Source organism: Paenarthrobacter sp. AB444, assembly GCF_028736865.1.
Lineage (GTDB): Bacteria > Actinomycetota > Actinomycetes > Actinomycetales > Micrococcaceae > Arthrobacter > Arthrobacter nicotinovorans_B.
The window spans coordinates 1-13054 of record NZ_JAQZBY010000010.1; the positions used below are offsets into that span (position 1 = coordinate 1).

At 62.5% G+C, this 13054-nt stretch carries 15 protein-coding genes; 1 reads left to right on the top strand and 14 read right to left on the bottom strand.

The genetic code is table 11. The annotated features are described in order from the left end of the window. Positions 1–78 precede the first annotated feature (78 nt). Genes rpsQ through rpsJ form a run of 11 tightly spaced genes read right to left on the bottom strand, consistent with a single transcriptional unit; the run spans position 79 to position 5402 of the window. On the bottom strand, positions 79–375 hold the full coding sequence (rpsQ, locus tag PQ627_RS13045; protein ID WP_144659419.1) for a 30S ribosomal protein S17: 297 nt from the start codon (positions 373–375) through the stop codon (positions 79–81). After that, positions 372–692, bottom strand: coding sequence for a 50S ribosomal protein L29 (gene rpmC / locus PQ627_RS13050; RefSeq protein ID WP_014922387.1), 321 nt, complete (start codon positions 690–692; stop codon positions 372–374). The genes rpsQ and rpmC overlap by 4 nt, the downstream gene beginning before the upstream one ends. A 2-nt stretch (positions 693–694) precedes the next feature. After that, entirely contained in the window at positions 695–1111 is a 417-nt protein-coding gene (gene rplP, locus PQ627_RS13055) for a 50S ribosomal protein L16 (RefSeq protein WP_076801229.1), read from the bottom strand. Then, positions 1112–1933, bottom strand: a complete 822-nt coding sequence (gene rpsC, locus PQ627_RS13060; protein WP_011775589.1) for a 30S ribosomal protein S3 — start codon at positions 1931–1933, stop codon at positions 1112–1114. It abuts the gene before it with no gap. Next, the gene (gene rplV, locus PQ627_RS13065) at positions 1934–2299 is read right to left on the bottom strand and encodes a 50S ribosomal protein L22 (protein ID WP_018776683.1); all 366 of its coding nucleotides are present in this window, start codon (positions 2297–2299) and stop codon (positions 1934–1936) included. Between the two features lie 39 nt (positions 2300–2338). Next, positions 2339–2620: a 30S ribosomal protein S19 gene (gene rpsS / locus PQ627_RS13070; protein WP_011775591.1), complete on the bottom strand. Its 282-nt coding sequence runs from the start codon at positions 2618–2620 to the stop codon at positions 2339–2341. 12 nt (positions 2621–2632) lie between these two features. After that, positions 2633–3472, bottom strand: coding sequence for a 50S ribosomal protein L2 (gene rplB / locus PQ627_RS13075; RefSeq protein ID WP_021472409.1), 840 nt, complete (start codon positions 3470–3472; stop codon positions 2633–2635). Positions 3473–3501: 29 nt separating this feature from the next. Further along, positions 3502–3807 (bottom strand): 50S ribosomal protein L23, encoded by a 306-nt coding sequence (gene rplW / locus PQ627_RS13080; RefSeq protein ID WP_011775593.1) that lies wholly within the window; start codon positions 3805–3807, stop codon positions 3502–3504. Next, complete coding sequence (gene rplD, locus PQ627_RS13085) at positions 3804–4421, bottom strand: 50S ribosomal protein L4 (protein WP_144659418.1); 618 nt, start codon at positions 4419–4421, stop codon at positions 3804–3806. Before rplD ends, rplW begins: the two co-directional genes overlap by 4 nt. 4 nt (positions 4422–4425) lie before the next feature. Continuing rightward, positions 4426–5076, bottom strand: a complete 651-nt coding sequence (gene rplC / locus PQ627_RS13090) for a 50S ribosomal protein L3 (RefSeq protein WP_144659417.1) — start codon at positions 5074–5076, stop codon at positions 4426–4428. 17 nt (positions 5077–5093) lie between these two features. Then, complete coding sequence (gene rpsJ, locus PQ627_RS13095) at positions 5094–5402, bottom strand: 30S ribosomal protein S10 (RefSeq protein WP_003803825.1); 309 nt, start codon at positions 5400–5402, stop codon at positions 5094–5096. 383 nt (positions 5403–5785) lie between these two features. On the opposite strand from rpsJ, the gene PQ627_RS13100 reads away from it, so the two are divergent. Further along, positions 5786–7219, top strand: coding sequence for a GH1 family beta-glucosidase (locus PQ627_RS13100; protein WP_274261690.1), 1434 nt, complete (start codon positions 5786–5788; stop codon positions 7217–7219). A gap of 57 nt (positions 7220–7276) precedes the next feature. Here PQ627_RS13100 and PQ627_RS13105 read toward each other — a convergent pair whose 3' ends face one another. The 3 genes from PQ627_RS13105 to tuf all read right to left on the bottom strand — a co-directional run bounded on the left by PQ627_RS13105 (position 7277) and on the right by tuf (position 12995). Further along, the gene (locus tag PQ627_RS13105; protein ID WP_260842332.1) at positions 7277–7402 is read right to left on the bottom strand and encodes a hypothetical protein; all 126 of its coding nucleotides are present in this window, start codon (positions 7400–7402) and stop codon (positions 7277–7279) included. Positions 7403–7430: 28 nt separating this feature from the next. Further along, positions 7431–11219: a hypothetical protein gene (locus PQ627_RS13110; protein ID WP_274261692.1), complete on the bottom strand. Its 3789-nt coding sequence runs from the start codon at positions 11217–11219 to the stop codon at positions 7431–7433. A 585-nt stretch (positions 11220–11804) separates the two neighbouring features. Then, positions 11805–12995 carry an elongation factor Tu gene (tuf, locus tag PQ627_RS13115; protein ID WP_144659414.1) on the bottom strand — a complete coding sequence of 397 codons (1191 nt, stop codon included), beginning with the start codon at positions 12993–12995 and terminating at the stop codon, positions 11805–11807. Positions 12996–13054 lie beyond the last annotated feature (59 nt).

Here is a 13054-nt window from a genome sequence, read left to right on the forward strand (position 1 = left end):
GACCGCGGAACGGCCCGCATTCCGTAGGGAATGCGGACCTTTCCAGTGAATCCATGCCGGGCGGGCCCGGCGTCGGATTTACTTGGCCTTTTCGAGGATCTCCACCAGGCGGAACCGCTTGGTAGCGGACAGCGGGCGGGTCTCGGCGATCAGAACGAGGTCGCCGATGCCGGCGGTGTTCTGCTCGTCGTGAGCCTTGATCTTCGAGGTGCGGCGAATAACCTTGCCGTACAGAGCGTGCTTCACGCGGTCTTCAACCTCGACAACGATGGTCTTTTCCATCTTGTCGGAGACAACGTAGCCGCGACGCGTCTTACGGTAACCGCGCTGTTCAGCGCTGGCTGCTGCTTCCGTCACGTTTTCCTTCTCGCTCACTTGGCGTCCTCTCCAGCTTCAACCTCGGCCTTTTCAGCCTTGGCAGCCTTCTTGGACTTCTTTTCTTCCTTGGCTTCCACAACCGGTGCGGCAACCTCGGCACGAATGCCCAGCTCGCGCTCACGGAGAACGGTGTAGATGCGTGCGATGTCCTTCTTTACCGCGCGCAGGCGACCGTGGTTCTCCAGCTGTCCGGTGGCGGACTGGAAACGCAGGTTGAACAGCTCTTCCTTGGACTTGCGGAGTTCTTCAACGAGACGCTCGTTGTCGAAACCGTCCAGCTGTGCGGGTGCGAGATCCTTCGACCCTACTGCCATTTCTATTCACCACCTTCGCGACGCACAATGCGTGCCTTCAACGGCAGCTTGTGGATTGCCAGGCGCAGGGCCTCGCGAGCTACCTCTTCATTGACACCGGAGAGTTCGAAGAGAACCCGGCCCGGCTTGACGTTTGCGACCCACCATTCCGGAGAACCCTTACCGGAACCCATACGGGTTTCAGCAGGCTTCTTCGTCAGCGGACGGTCCGGGTAGATGTTGATCCAGACCTTACCGCCACGCTTGATGTGGCGGGTCATCGCGATACGAGCGGACTCGATCTGACGGTTCGTAACGTATGCCGGGCTCAGGGCCTGGATACCGAACTCACCGAAGCTGACCTTGGTGCCGCCCGTAGCAGCGCCGGAACGACCCGGGTGGTGCTGCTTACGGTGCTTGACTCGACGTGGGATAAGCATTTAAGCCTGTCCTCCTTCTGCTGCCGGAGCAGCAGCTTCAGCGGCCGGTGCTTCAACGGCAGCAGGTGCTGCCTCAGCTGCCGGACGGTCGTTACGACGACGGCGGTCGCCACCCGGGCGGCCCGGACGGTCTCCTGCACGGCCACGGGACGGAGCAGCAGCTGCCTGCTGGGCCAGTTCCTTGGCGGTTACGTCACCCTTGTAGATCCAGACCTTCACACCGATGCGGCCGAAGGTGGTCTTGGCTTCGTAGAAGCCGTAGTCGATGTTCGCGCGGAGGGTGTGCAGGGGCACACGGCCTTCGCGGTAGAACTCCGAGCGGGACATTTCTGCGCCACCCAGACGGCCCGAGCAAGCAACACGGATGCCCTTGGCACCTGCGCGCTGTGCGGACTGCATTGCCTTCTTCATCGCACGGCGGAAAGCCACGCGGGAAGTCAGCTGCTCAGCGATGCCCTGGGCAACAAGCTGTGCTTCCATCTCGGGGTTCTTGACCTCGAGGATGTTCAGCTGGACCTGCTTGCCGGTGAGCTTTTCGAGCTCGCCGCGGATGCGGTCTGCTTCGGCGCCGCGGCGGCCGATAACGATACCCGGGCGTGCCGTGTGGATGTCCACGCGGACACGGTCACGGGTGCGCTCGATCTCGACCTTGGCGATGCCGGCGCGCTCCATGCCCGTGGACATGAGCTGGCGGATCTTGATGTCCTCGCGGACGAAGTCCTTGTAGCGCTGTCCGGGCTTGGTGCTGTCAGCGAACCAGTGCGAAACGTGGTCGGTGGTGATGCCGAGTCGGAACCCGTGCGGGTTTACTTTCTGTCCCACTTAGCGAGCCTCCTCTTTCTCCGGGGTTGCCACGACCAAAGTGATGTGGCTGGTCCGCTTCCTGATGCGGTAGGCGCGGCCCTGGGCACGCGGCTGGAACCGCTTCATGGTCGGGCCTTCGTCAACGAATGCTTCGCTGATGAACAGGTCGCTGTCGTCGAATGCAACGCCGTCACGGTCCGCGAGGACACGTGCGTTGGCCATTGCCGACTGAAGTACCTTGAATACCGGCTCCGAAGCTGCCTGCGGGGCAAACTTCAGAATTGCCAGAGCCTCATTCGCTTGCTTGCCACGAACAAGGTTGACGACGCGCCGGGCCTTCATAGGCGTTACGCGGATGTGACGCGCAATAGCCTTGGCTTCCATTGCTTTCCTTCTCTCGTCTAAGACGTAAAGTCAGGCGCCTTAGCGGCGCTTGCCCTTACGGTCGTCCTTAACATGGCCGCGGAATGTCCGCGTGGGAGCGAATTCGCCGAGCTTGTGCCCGACCATCGACTCAGTGACAAACACCGGGATGTGCTTGCGTCCGTCGTGTACGGCGATCGTGTGCCCGAGCATGTCGGGGATGATCATCGAACGACGGGACCAGGTCTTGATGACGTTCTTGGTGCCCTTATCGTTTTCCCGTGCGACCTTCACAAAGAGGTGCTGGTCAACGAAAGGACCTTTTTTCAGGCTGCGTGGCATGTGTCCAGGCTCCTATCGCTTGTTCTTGCCAGTACGGCGGCGACGAACAATAAGCTTGTCGCTCTCTTTGTTCGGACGGCGGGTACGGCCCTCGGGCTTGCCGTTCGGGTTAACCGGGTGACGTCCACCGGAAGTCTTACCTTCACCACCACCGTGCGGGTGGTCAACCGGGTTCATGGCTACACCACGGACGGTCGGGCGAACGCCCTTCCAGCGCATACGGCCGGCCTTGCCCCAGTTGATGTTCGACTGCTCGGCGTTGCCGACCTCGCCGACGGTTGCGCGGCAGCGCACGTCAACGTTGCGGATTTCACCGGAGGGCAGACGCAGCTGGGCGAAACGGCCTTCCTTTGCGACGAGCTGTACCGAAGCACCTGCGGAACGGGCCATCTTGGCGCCGCCACCCGGACGCAGTTCAACTGCGTGGATCACGGTACCAACCGGGATGTTGCGCAGCGGCAGGTTGTTGCCCGGCTTGATGTCAGCGTCGGGGCCAGCCTCGACGAAGTCACCCTGGGACAGCTTGTTGGGGGCGATGATGTAACGCTTGGTGCCATCAACGTAGTGCAGGAGAGCGATACGTGCCGTACGGTTCGGATCGTACTCAATTTCGGCTACGCGGGCGTTGATGCCGTCCTTGTCGTGACGACGGAAGTCGATCAGACGGTACTGGCGCTTGTGCCCACCACCCTTGTGACGGGTGGTGATCTTACCGGTGTTGTTACGGCCGCCGGTCTTGTGCAGCGGACGCAGCAACGACTTTTCCGGAGTCGATCGCGTGATTTCAGCAAAGTCGGCTACGCTCGAGCCACGGCGGCCCGGGGTAGTCGGCTTGTATTTACGGATTCCCATAATTTATTTCCTCGTTAAAGTGGTCTCCGCTACGCGAGCGGACCGCCGAAGATGTCGATTGTGCCTTCTTTGAGGGTGACAATCGCACGCTTGGTGCTCTTGCGCTGTCCCCAGCCGAATTTGGTGCGCTTGCGCTTACCGGCACGGTTGATGGTGTTGATCGAGTCAACTTTGACCGAGAAGATCTTCTCAACGGCCAGCTTGATCTCGGTCTTGTTCGAGCGAGGGTCCACCAGGAAGGTGTACTTGCCTTCGTCGATCAGACCGTAGCTCTTTTCCGAAACGACAGGTGCAAGCACGACGTCGCGCGGATCCTTGATGGTGGTTACGCTCACTTGGAGGCCTCCTCGTTCTTTGCCTTGTCAGCGACGAACGCCTCGAAAGCAGCCTTGGTGAAGACCACGTCGTCGGAGATGAGCACGTCGTAGGTGTTCAGCTGGTCTGCGTACAGAACGTGAACATCCTGGAGGTTGCGCACGGACAGTGCAGCAACATCGTTGGCGCGCTCGATAACGACGAGCAGGTTCTTGCGCTCGGTGACGGAGCGCAGCGAAGCCAGTGCGTCCTTGGCGGACGGCTTGGTGCCGGCGACCAGTTCAGCGATGACGTGGATGCGGCCGTTGCGGGCGCGGTCAGAGAGGGCACCGCGGAGAGCAGCAGCCTTCATCTTCTTGGGGGTGCGCTGGGTGTAGTCGCGCGGGGTGGGACCGTGGACGATGCCACCGCCGGTCATGTGAGGAGCACGGATGGAACCCTGACGGGCGCGGCCGGTGCCCTTCTGCTTGAACGGCTTGCGACCTGCACCGGAAACCTCAGCGCGGGTCTTCGTCTTGTGGGTACCCTGGCGTGCAGCAGCGAGCTGTGCGACGACGACCTGGTGCAGCAGCGGCACGTTGGTCTGGACGTCGAAGATCTCTGCAGGCAGGTCTACCTTGACAGTGCTAGTCATTGAACTAGGCTCCCTTCACGGCGGAACGTACGAGTACGACCTGGCCGCGGGCGCCGGGGACGGCACCCTTGATAAGGAGCAGCGACTTCTCAACGTCAACAGCGTGAACCGTGAGGTTCAGCGTGGTGTGACGCTCGGCGCCCATGCGGCCGGCCATTTTCAGGCCCTTGAAGACGCGGCTCGGGGTGGATGCGCCACCGATGGAGCCAGGCTTACGGTGGTTCTTGTGGGCACCGTGGGAGGCGCCAACACCGGAGAAGCCGTGACGCTTCATAACACCGGCGAAGCCCTTACCCTTGGAGGTGCCGACGACGTCGATCTTCTGGCCGGCTTCGAAGATCTCAACAGAGAGCTCCTGGCCCAGCTCGTAGGATGCGGCGTCTGCGGTACGCAGTTCGACGACGTGGCGGCGAGGGGTAACGCCAGCCTTTTCAAAGTGACCAGCCAGCGGCTTGGTGACCTTGCGGGGGTCGATCTGGCCGTAGCCGATCTGGACGGCGACATAGCCATCGACGTCTGCGTTGCGCAGCTGCGTGATGACGTTGGAGTCAGCCTGGACGACAGTTACCGGGATGAGCTTGTTGTTCTCGTCCCAGACCTGGGTCATGCCGAGCTTCGTGCCCAGCAGGCCCTTTACGTTACGGGTTGCGGTCATAGTCTCTCAGCACCTCCCTAGAGCTTGATTTCGATGTTCACGTCTGCAGGCAGGTCGAGACGCATAAGCGAGTCAACGGCCTTCGGCGTGGGGTCGATGATGTCGATCAGACGCTTGTGAGTACGCATTTCGAAGTGCTCACGGCTGTCCTTGTACTTGTGAGGAGAGCGAATAACGCAGTAAACGTTCTTCTCCGTGGGCAGCGGCACCGGGCCGACTACCGTTGCGCCTGCGCGCGTGACCGTCTCAACGATCTTCCGCGCTGAAACATCAATGACCTCGTGGTCATATGACTTCAGCCGGATGCGGATTTTTTGTCCCGCCATGTCGCCTGACTCTCTTTCAGCTAGTGCTGCTCTAGTTAGGGCTGCTCTGTTTACTTACCTGTTGATGTGGCCGCCGAGGCGTTTGAGGTATTACCACCACACGCCGCACAAGCTGAATCCGGAAATTCCGGGTTCCTCAACCTGCCGGCGCACCGACCCCCGCGGTCGGGCGTGTCGCGATTTCCACGCAGACTCGACCGCATTCCATGGGGTTCAGGGTTATGTTTGGGCTTCAACCTGGACCCTGACACCCGGCATTATCCGGATCGGGACACGAAGAAGCGCTTGAACAACTCATCCAGTATGGCGGAAATCCGGAGCAAAGGCCAATCGGGCCCGGAATGTCCATTGCCCGGCCCCCGCCAAGTGGGGATGATGGTGGCATGTCCGTCCGGGATTCAGGCTCAGTGGAAGATCTCGCTGCACGCTTGCGGCCGGGTTTCACGCTGGGCGTCGCAGCGGCCGCCTTCCAGATCGAAGGTTCCCTCACGGCCGACGGCCGCGGCCCCTCCGGTTGGGATGCGTTCGCGGAAAAGCCAGGAGCAATAGTCTACGGCGGCTCCCCCGCGGTCGCGTGCGACCACTACAACCGCGCCGATGAGGACATCGCCCTGATGCAGGAGCTGGGGGTGGACTCCTACCGCCTCTCGCTTTCGTGGCCACGGATCCAGCCGGATGGCCAAGGTGCCGTCAACCAGCGAGGCCTGGACTTCTACGACCGCCTGCTGGACAAGCTCCTGGCGGCGGGCATCTCCCCCATGGTCACTCTTTACCACTGGGATACCCCGCTCCCCCTTGAGCATGCGGGCGGCTGGATGAACCGGGACACCTCCCAGCGGCTCGCAGACTATGCCGCGATCGCCGCCCGTCACTTCGGGGACCGCGTCGAGCACTGGGTCACGGTGAACGAACCCGTTTCAGTGACGCTGCAAGGCTACGCACTTGGGGCCCACGCCCCGGGCCGCCAACTCCTGTTCGACTGCCTCCCTGCCGCACATCACCAGTTGTTGGGCCATGGGCTGGCCGTCCAGGCCCTCAGGGCAGAAGGTGCCAAAGGACAGATCGGGCTGTCCAACATGCACTCCCCGGTGCGGCCGGCGAGCAGCCGCCTGTCGGACCGACTGATGGCCGAGGCACTGGACATGATACTGAACCGCATCTACGCCGATGCAGTCCTCTTGGGCCAGTACCCCAAGCCGTCACTGCCCCTGTGGCCCTGGTTCCGCTCCCTGGGTCCGGTACTCGACGGCGATCTTGAGACCATCAGCCAGCCCCTGGATTTCTATGGGCTGAACTACTACTACCCCATCAAAGTGGCTTCCGGCCGGGGGCCTGCCGAGATACCGACGGGGCAGGCCGAAGAGATGGGCAATGTCCCGTTCCACTTGGCTGCATACCAGGAGTACGAAACCACTGGCTTTGGTTGGCCGGAGGCACCTGAGCAGCTCGCCATGGTGCTCCAGGAAATGAATGAGCGGTATGGCTCTGCCCTGCCGCCTGTCTACATTACGGAGGGAGGCGCCAGCTTTCCGGAACCGGCCCACGTGGACGGGGCGATCCAGGACACCAACCGCATCACCTATCTGGCTGAGCACTTGGGGCACGCCGTCACGGCAGCCGGCCCGGGCGGCGTGGCGGAAGGGGTGGATCTGCGCGGCTACTACGTCTGGACCCTGCTGGACAACTTTGAGTGGGCCGCGGGGTACTCGCAGCGGTTCGGCCTGGTCCACGTGGACTTCGAGACGTTGGAGCGGACCCCGAAGGAATCGTTCTACTGGTTCCGCGCTTTGGCCCATGCACGACGACACGGAATGTAGCGCAGGCAGGTTAAATTGCTGCTCCGGTTGGCCGGATCGTCTGGCTGACGCAGGAAGCTACTGGTTCTTGTTCGCCCGGCGGATGCGCTTGGCCCTGTCGATCTCTTGCCGGAAGTTCTTGCGTCCCCACAGCACCGCACCACCAACACCAGCTATGACTGCCAGGAAAATCAGGAATTCCATGCCGCGCTCCTCTCCTTGAACTGCCAGCCTATCGGATGCCGCCGTAGCCCTGCGAGGCCGCAGGGTGGTCCGATCCCCCACTACCGGACGGGTCTGCGGGACCGGGCGGCTTGCGGTTTAAGCGCCAGACGGCGAGGACGATAAGTGCCACCGCAACCAGCGCCAGCATCGCGAAGGCGTAGCTGCGCAGGGCCCACATGATGCTCAGCACCACGCCGACGGCACCCCAAACCACTGGCAGGCGATCGGCTACGACAAGACCCGCCGCAAGCAGCAGCACGTGGGCCACCAGAACATACAGTTGCTGCGCCGTTGTACCGCCAAAGATGGTCGCGAGCGATGTCAACGACAGGATCCCTGCTCCCAGGCATAGCCGCCACAGGCCGTCCCTGCGTTGAACCTTGATGTAGCGCAGCCCTGCCATAACAGCAGCTGCTGCCACGTACCACTGCGTTGTCCAGAACCAGTCCGGCCTGGCCCCGTCCACGAACAGGACCGCCCGTTGCAGTGCGGCAACGGAGGCCAACGCCGCCACTTCGCCGGCAAGCCATTTGCCCCGTGGAACCTCAGCCACCACCAGCACCCCCAGCGCGGACACGAGCCCGAAAGCGGCCAAGGATGTTTCGTCACGCCCCATTCCGACGACGGCCGACAACGCGAGAGCCACAGCCGCCGTGGCAGCCAGGGCCCACTGCCGCCAGAGTTCGCCTCTGATGGCCGGGCCACCAAACACCTTCACGGCGTAAAGGAGCACAGCGGAACCCGCGGCACCCACAAGCCAAGGGGCATAGGCCGTCCAGACGCCGGGCGGCAGGCCCTCCAGCAAACCCCCGACGGCGGGTACCGCACCAAGCAGCACGGACGGAGCCGCCGCTGCATACAGGGCAGGCACGCGTTCCAGGTGCGAGGCCGCAAACAGGACAAGGGCAAGAACAAGGGCCGACAAACCGCTGAGTCCGGGGGAAACAGCCAGGGCCAACAGTCCGCCGGTGACCACCATGGCCAGCGAGGAAACGAACCAGAACCAGCGCGTGAGAATGTCCAGCCCTGCAGTCCCATCCGGTCGGGATGCGATCATGGCCCGGCCGACAACAAGCACCAGAGCCAGTCCCAGCAAAACTACGGGAACCTGGGACTTGTCCAATAGGGGCTGATAGAGCCAGGTGGCCGGCGGGAAGCGCAGCGCCGGACCTGCTGCCAGCACTCCCCCGATGACCGCAACGACCCCAAGGTATGCGCAGAGAATCCCGGGCAAACCCCTCGCACCCAACAAACGCGAAGCCACAGCAGCACACGCCGGGACGATGACCAAGCCGAGCAGGACCACCCAACGGCCACCGCCGTCGTAATCCCCGACGGCCAAGTAGGCCAGCGGCAGGAGGAGTTGGGCACCCAACGTTGCCACGAAGGTGCCACCCTGGAAAGCGATGTCCACGCTGAACGAGCGCAGGAGCAACGTCACTCCGTGCTGCACCAACAGGACCACAGCCAAGGCGATGGTCGCGGCGGTCGTTGAATCCGAGGAGTCGAAGACCACCAATCCCGTGAAAGCCGTGAGCAGTACGCGGGCCCCGATCAGGTACCCGCCGCGAAGAACCCGGTCCCGAACCGTCCATGCCATGAAAGCGCCATAAGCGGCGAAGATGCCCAACAGAACTTCGACGTCCCGGACATTACCGATCCGAAGGAGAAGAAGAAGCGTGCATGCTATTGGGGCGAAGAGCCACGCGCCAGGATGGCGGCGCAGGACCACACCGCACAGAATCGCGGCAAGGGCGGTCGCCGCTGCGGCAAGGCCGGGTTGCCAGCTGTTGTGCAGGAAAGGGTGAACCGCCCTGCCGCCCGTTGTGAGGACAATCGTGGCAGCGGCCATCACTCCCAGCACCGCGGCGGCGTCGATCATCGACTCCGCCGGGAACCGGCGCCGGCTGGATCCGCGCAAGGGCAGCGCCAATTGCAAGGCAGCTGCAAACACAAGCACCAAGGGGACCGTCGGCAGCTCGCCCGCCAGAAGGACACGCCAACCATGCTCTGTTGCATCGGCATAGGCTGATGCCGCCAGGAGTGTGCCTGCCGCGCGAGCCACCCACCAATACAGCTGCCGTCGGAAGGAATGGGCAAGCCTCAGGGCAGTTGCGCAGAAGTAGGCGACGGCAACCACAAGAACCAGGTTTCCCAAGCCCACCGAAACGGTCGCCACCGCCAGGGTTCCCGTCAGCAAGGCAGTCGACGGAGCCAGGATTTCGCCCACGGACAGGGTCCATGGAATCGGTCCGGGTTGCACAGTGCGGGCACCGCGGTACAACAACATCCCCGATGCCACCCCCGCACCCAGGACCCACAGCAGCGCGATCGCGACGAGGGTGCGGCCTGGGGTGTCATCAAATACCGGCAGCATGAGAAGTCCCGCCATTGCAGCTGCGCCGAACCCCGCAACGGAAGACTGCGGCGCCAGAACCTGGGTTCCGCTGCGTGCCAGCACCGCATTCACCAACTGCTGCACCGCTGCCGCGGCCACGAACGCCACCACTGAGAAGGCCACCCTGTCCGGGCTGCCTTCGAACAAGGCAGCCACGGCGGCCGGAGCAGCGATCGTCAGGGCGATCCGTCCGACAAGGACAAGCTGCCGGCGATAGTCCGTCCTGACCATCGCCAGCAAGAACCAGAACACCCCAGCAGAGCCCACGAGCACCGTGACAGGCCAGGCACCCAGCAATCCACTGAGCGCCAAGGCCGCTCCAAGGACAGCCGCAGGGGCAAACTCCGCACCGCGGCGCAGCTTGCAGCCCAACACCATCGCACTCAGCATGGTCACTGCCAACGGAAGGTGGACAGGCACGTCAAATGTGCCCAACCCCAGCACAACCGTCAGGACGGCTGAGGAAAGCAACTGCAGAGCCAAGCATGACAAAGCATCGTTCCACCAGAGGCGGGGAGCTAACCTCGCACCGGCGAAGGCCATCCCCATGGCCTGGACACCCAGGCAGATAACCACGGCAAAGAGCACTGTGCTGATATCGGAAGAGATATCCCAAACCAGGCCCGTGAGAGCCAGCGTTAAGGCAAGCCGCGCAGCATAGACATGCTGGACCCTATAGCGCGCCCGCGGGATGGCACCCATGACGGCGAAGTAGCTGCCGCACATCAGCATGACCAGCGCGTACTCCCCCTTTGCCAGAAGGTGCGGAGTCAGCGTTACGGCCAACCCAACCAGTGGAACCACATACGGGTGCAGCATCATCAACGGGCGGACGTACAAAGGTGGCATCCAGCGTGGCCGCAGCAATGCTGCCAGCGTGAGGAGTATGGCAACTCCGATCAGCGCCGTGAAATACCAGACCAACGCCCCGCCAAGGACGGAGACACCAGACCACGCGGTGGAAACTACGAAGCTGAGCGACAGGAAGGCCAGGACCTTGTTGTCCAGCTTTACCGCCGTGTAGGCATACACAGCGGTTCCCAACAGTGACGTGACCAGCCAGGCGGCGGGCCCGCTGTGGAGCGCAAAGTTGTACATTGCCAGCCCGGTGACCGGAATAAGAGCGAGTCCTGTTCCTACGAATGCCGTAGCAGCGGCCCGCAAGCGCGGCACCTTGGCATGAATGATCAGTCCGGACACATAGAACAGGGCCGTGATGAACCAGATCCCCACGAAACGCAACAGCTCGGGGAGGCTGGTCCCTACGAACAATGCCCCCGCGGCAACCAGCAGGAGGCTGGCGACGTAGAGGGTGATATTGATGTTCTGCTGGTCCCGCTTGGCCTTGCGTGCTGCCACCTCCGCCGGTGACTCCCGCGTGACGGGTGGACCCTGCACGGGAATACCGACTGCGGCGGGCGGAAGCGGGGCGGACGGAAGCGGAGCGGACGGAAGCGGAGCCGGCGGTAGTGGGGCTGGCCGTGCAGGTGTTGGCTGAACGGGAGCCGGGCGCATGGGAGTCGGGCGGGCCGGCTGCGTCGGCGGTGGGACACTCCCCTGCCGCTTGGCCTCCGCGTCCCGCCACCCAGCCATATGCCCCGCCAGGAAACCCGCATGGTAGGACTGCGGATCCAGGGTTGCAGAGCCTTCAGCGTTCCTGGGCGGAGTTTTGCGGCCCTGCCTACGGCCCAGGGCGTTACTGACAACTGCAGTTATGGCAAGCAGCATCACAATCAGCAGGGCGTTCACGGCAACTCCTCGGGGCTACTGGCAGTCGGGCATCAGCCAGCTAGAGAGCAAAGCAACGCGGGGTCACTTATGGCCCATAAAGGGTCTCCCAAAGGGCCATAAGTGACCCCGCGTTGCGCTTTTATCCATTCGATAGATAAATGATAGCAAAGAAGAACCCCACCGCAGAAGCGATGGGGTCCTTCCGAGCAATCTACCGGCTATGCCGGGAAATCACCGACCTACAAGCAATGACTACTTGATGATCTTGGTGACACGTCCCGAACCAACGGTGCGGCCGCCTTCACGGATAGCGAAGCCGAGGCCCTCTTCCATAGCGATCGGCTGGATGAGCGCAACGGTCATCTCAGTGTTGTCGCCAGGCATAACCATTTCCGTGCCTTCCGGCAAGGTGATAACGCCGGTTACGTCCGTGGTACGGAAGTAGAACTGCGGGCGGTAGTTGGAGTAGAACGGGTTGTGACGTCCGCCTTCGTCCTTGGACAGGATGTAGACGTTTGCCTCGAAGTCGGTGTGCGGGGTGATGGAACCCGGCTTGACGACAACCTGGCCACGCTCGACATCGTCGCGCTTCAGACCACGGAGCAGGAGGCCACAGTTCTCGCCGGCCCATGCTTCGTCGAGCTGCTTGTGGAACATCTCGATACCGGTAACCGTGGTCTTCTGGACCGGGCGGATGCCGACGATCTCGACCTCGGAGTTGATGGCGAGGGTTCCACGCTCGGCGCGGCCCGTAACAACGGTGCCACGACCGGTGATCGTGAAGACGTCTTCGATCGGCATCAGGAACGGCTTGTCGCGGTCACGTACGGGGTCCGGAACGGACTCGTCGACAGCTGCCATCAGGTCCTGAACGGACTTGACCCAAACCGGGTCGCCTTCCAGAGCCTTGAGGCCGGAAACGCGAACAACCGGAGCCTCATCGCCATCGAAGCCCTGCGAGCTCAGGAGCTCACGAACTTCCATTTCGACGAGGTCGAGGAGTTCTTCGTCATCAACCATGTCGGACTTGTTCAGTGCGACCAGCAGGTAGGGAACACCAACCTGGCGGGCGAGCAGAACGTGCTCACGGGTCTGAGCCATCGGACCATCGGTTGCGGCAACCACGAGGATTGCGCCGTCCATCTGGGCAGCACCGGTGATCATGTTCTTGATGTAGTCAGCGTGACCCGGGGCGTCTACGTGTGCGTAGTGGCGCTTCTCGGTCTGGTACTCCACGTGGGAGATGTTGATGGTAATACCGCGCTGGCGCTCTTCCGGAGCGGAGTCGATCGACGCGAAGTCGCGCTGCTCGTTGAGATCCGGGTACTGGTCGTACAGCACCTTGGAAATGGCGGCAGTCAGCGTCGTCTTACCGTGGTCAACGTGACCAATGGTGCCGATGTTGACGTGCGGCTTAGTCCGCTCGAACTTTGCCTTTGCCACAGGTTCCTCCTAGAACGATTTCAAGTGAAGTGCTCCTCGGCCGCGCTTTTCGCGGCAGA

Coding starts and splice junctions, on each gene's coding strand:
- rpmC (WP_014922387.1), bottom strand. CDS start 692: ATGGCAGTAGGGTCGAAGGATCTCGCACCCGCACAGCTGGACGGTTTC.
- rpsS (WP_011775591.1), bottom strand. CDS start 2,620: ATGCCACGCAGCCTGAAAAAAGGTCCTTTCGTTGACCAGCACCTCTTT.
- rplB (WP_021472409.1), bottom strand. CDS start 3,472: ATGGGAATCCGTAAATACAAGCCGACTACCCCGGGCCGCCGTGGCTCG.
- rplC (WP_144659417.1), bottom strand. CDS start 5,076: ATGACCGCAACCCGTAACGTAAAGGGCCTGCTGGGCACGAAGCTCGGC.
- rpsJ (WP_003803825.1), bottom strand. CDS start 5,402: ATGGCGGGACAAAAAATCCGCATCCGGCTGAAGTCATATGACCACGAG.
- PQ627_RS13105 (WP_260842332.1), bottom strand. CDS start 7,402: ATGGAATTCCTGATTTTCCTGGCAGTCATAGCTGGTGTTGGTGGTGCG.
- PQ627_RS13100 (WP_274261690.1), top strand. CDS start 5,786: ATGTCCGTCCGGGATTCAGGCTCAGTGGAAGATCTCGCTGCACGCTTG.
- rplP (WP_076801229.1), bottom strand. CDS start 1,111: ATGCTTATCCCACGTCGAGTCAAGCACCGTAAGCAGCACCACCCGGGT.
- rplD (WP_144659418.1), bottom strand. CDS start 4,421: ATGACTAGCACTGTCAAGGTAGACCTGCCTGCAGAGATCTTCGACGTC.
- rplV (WP_018776683.1), bottom strand. CDS start 2,299: ATGGAAGCCAAGGCTATTGCGCGTCACATCCGCGTAACGCCTATGAAG.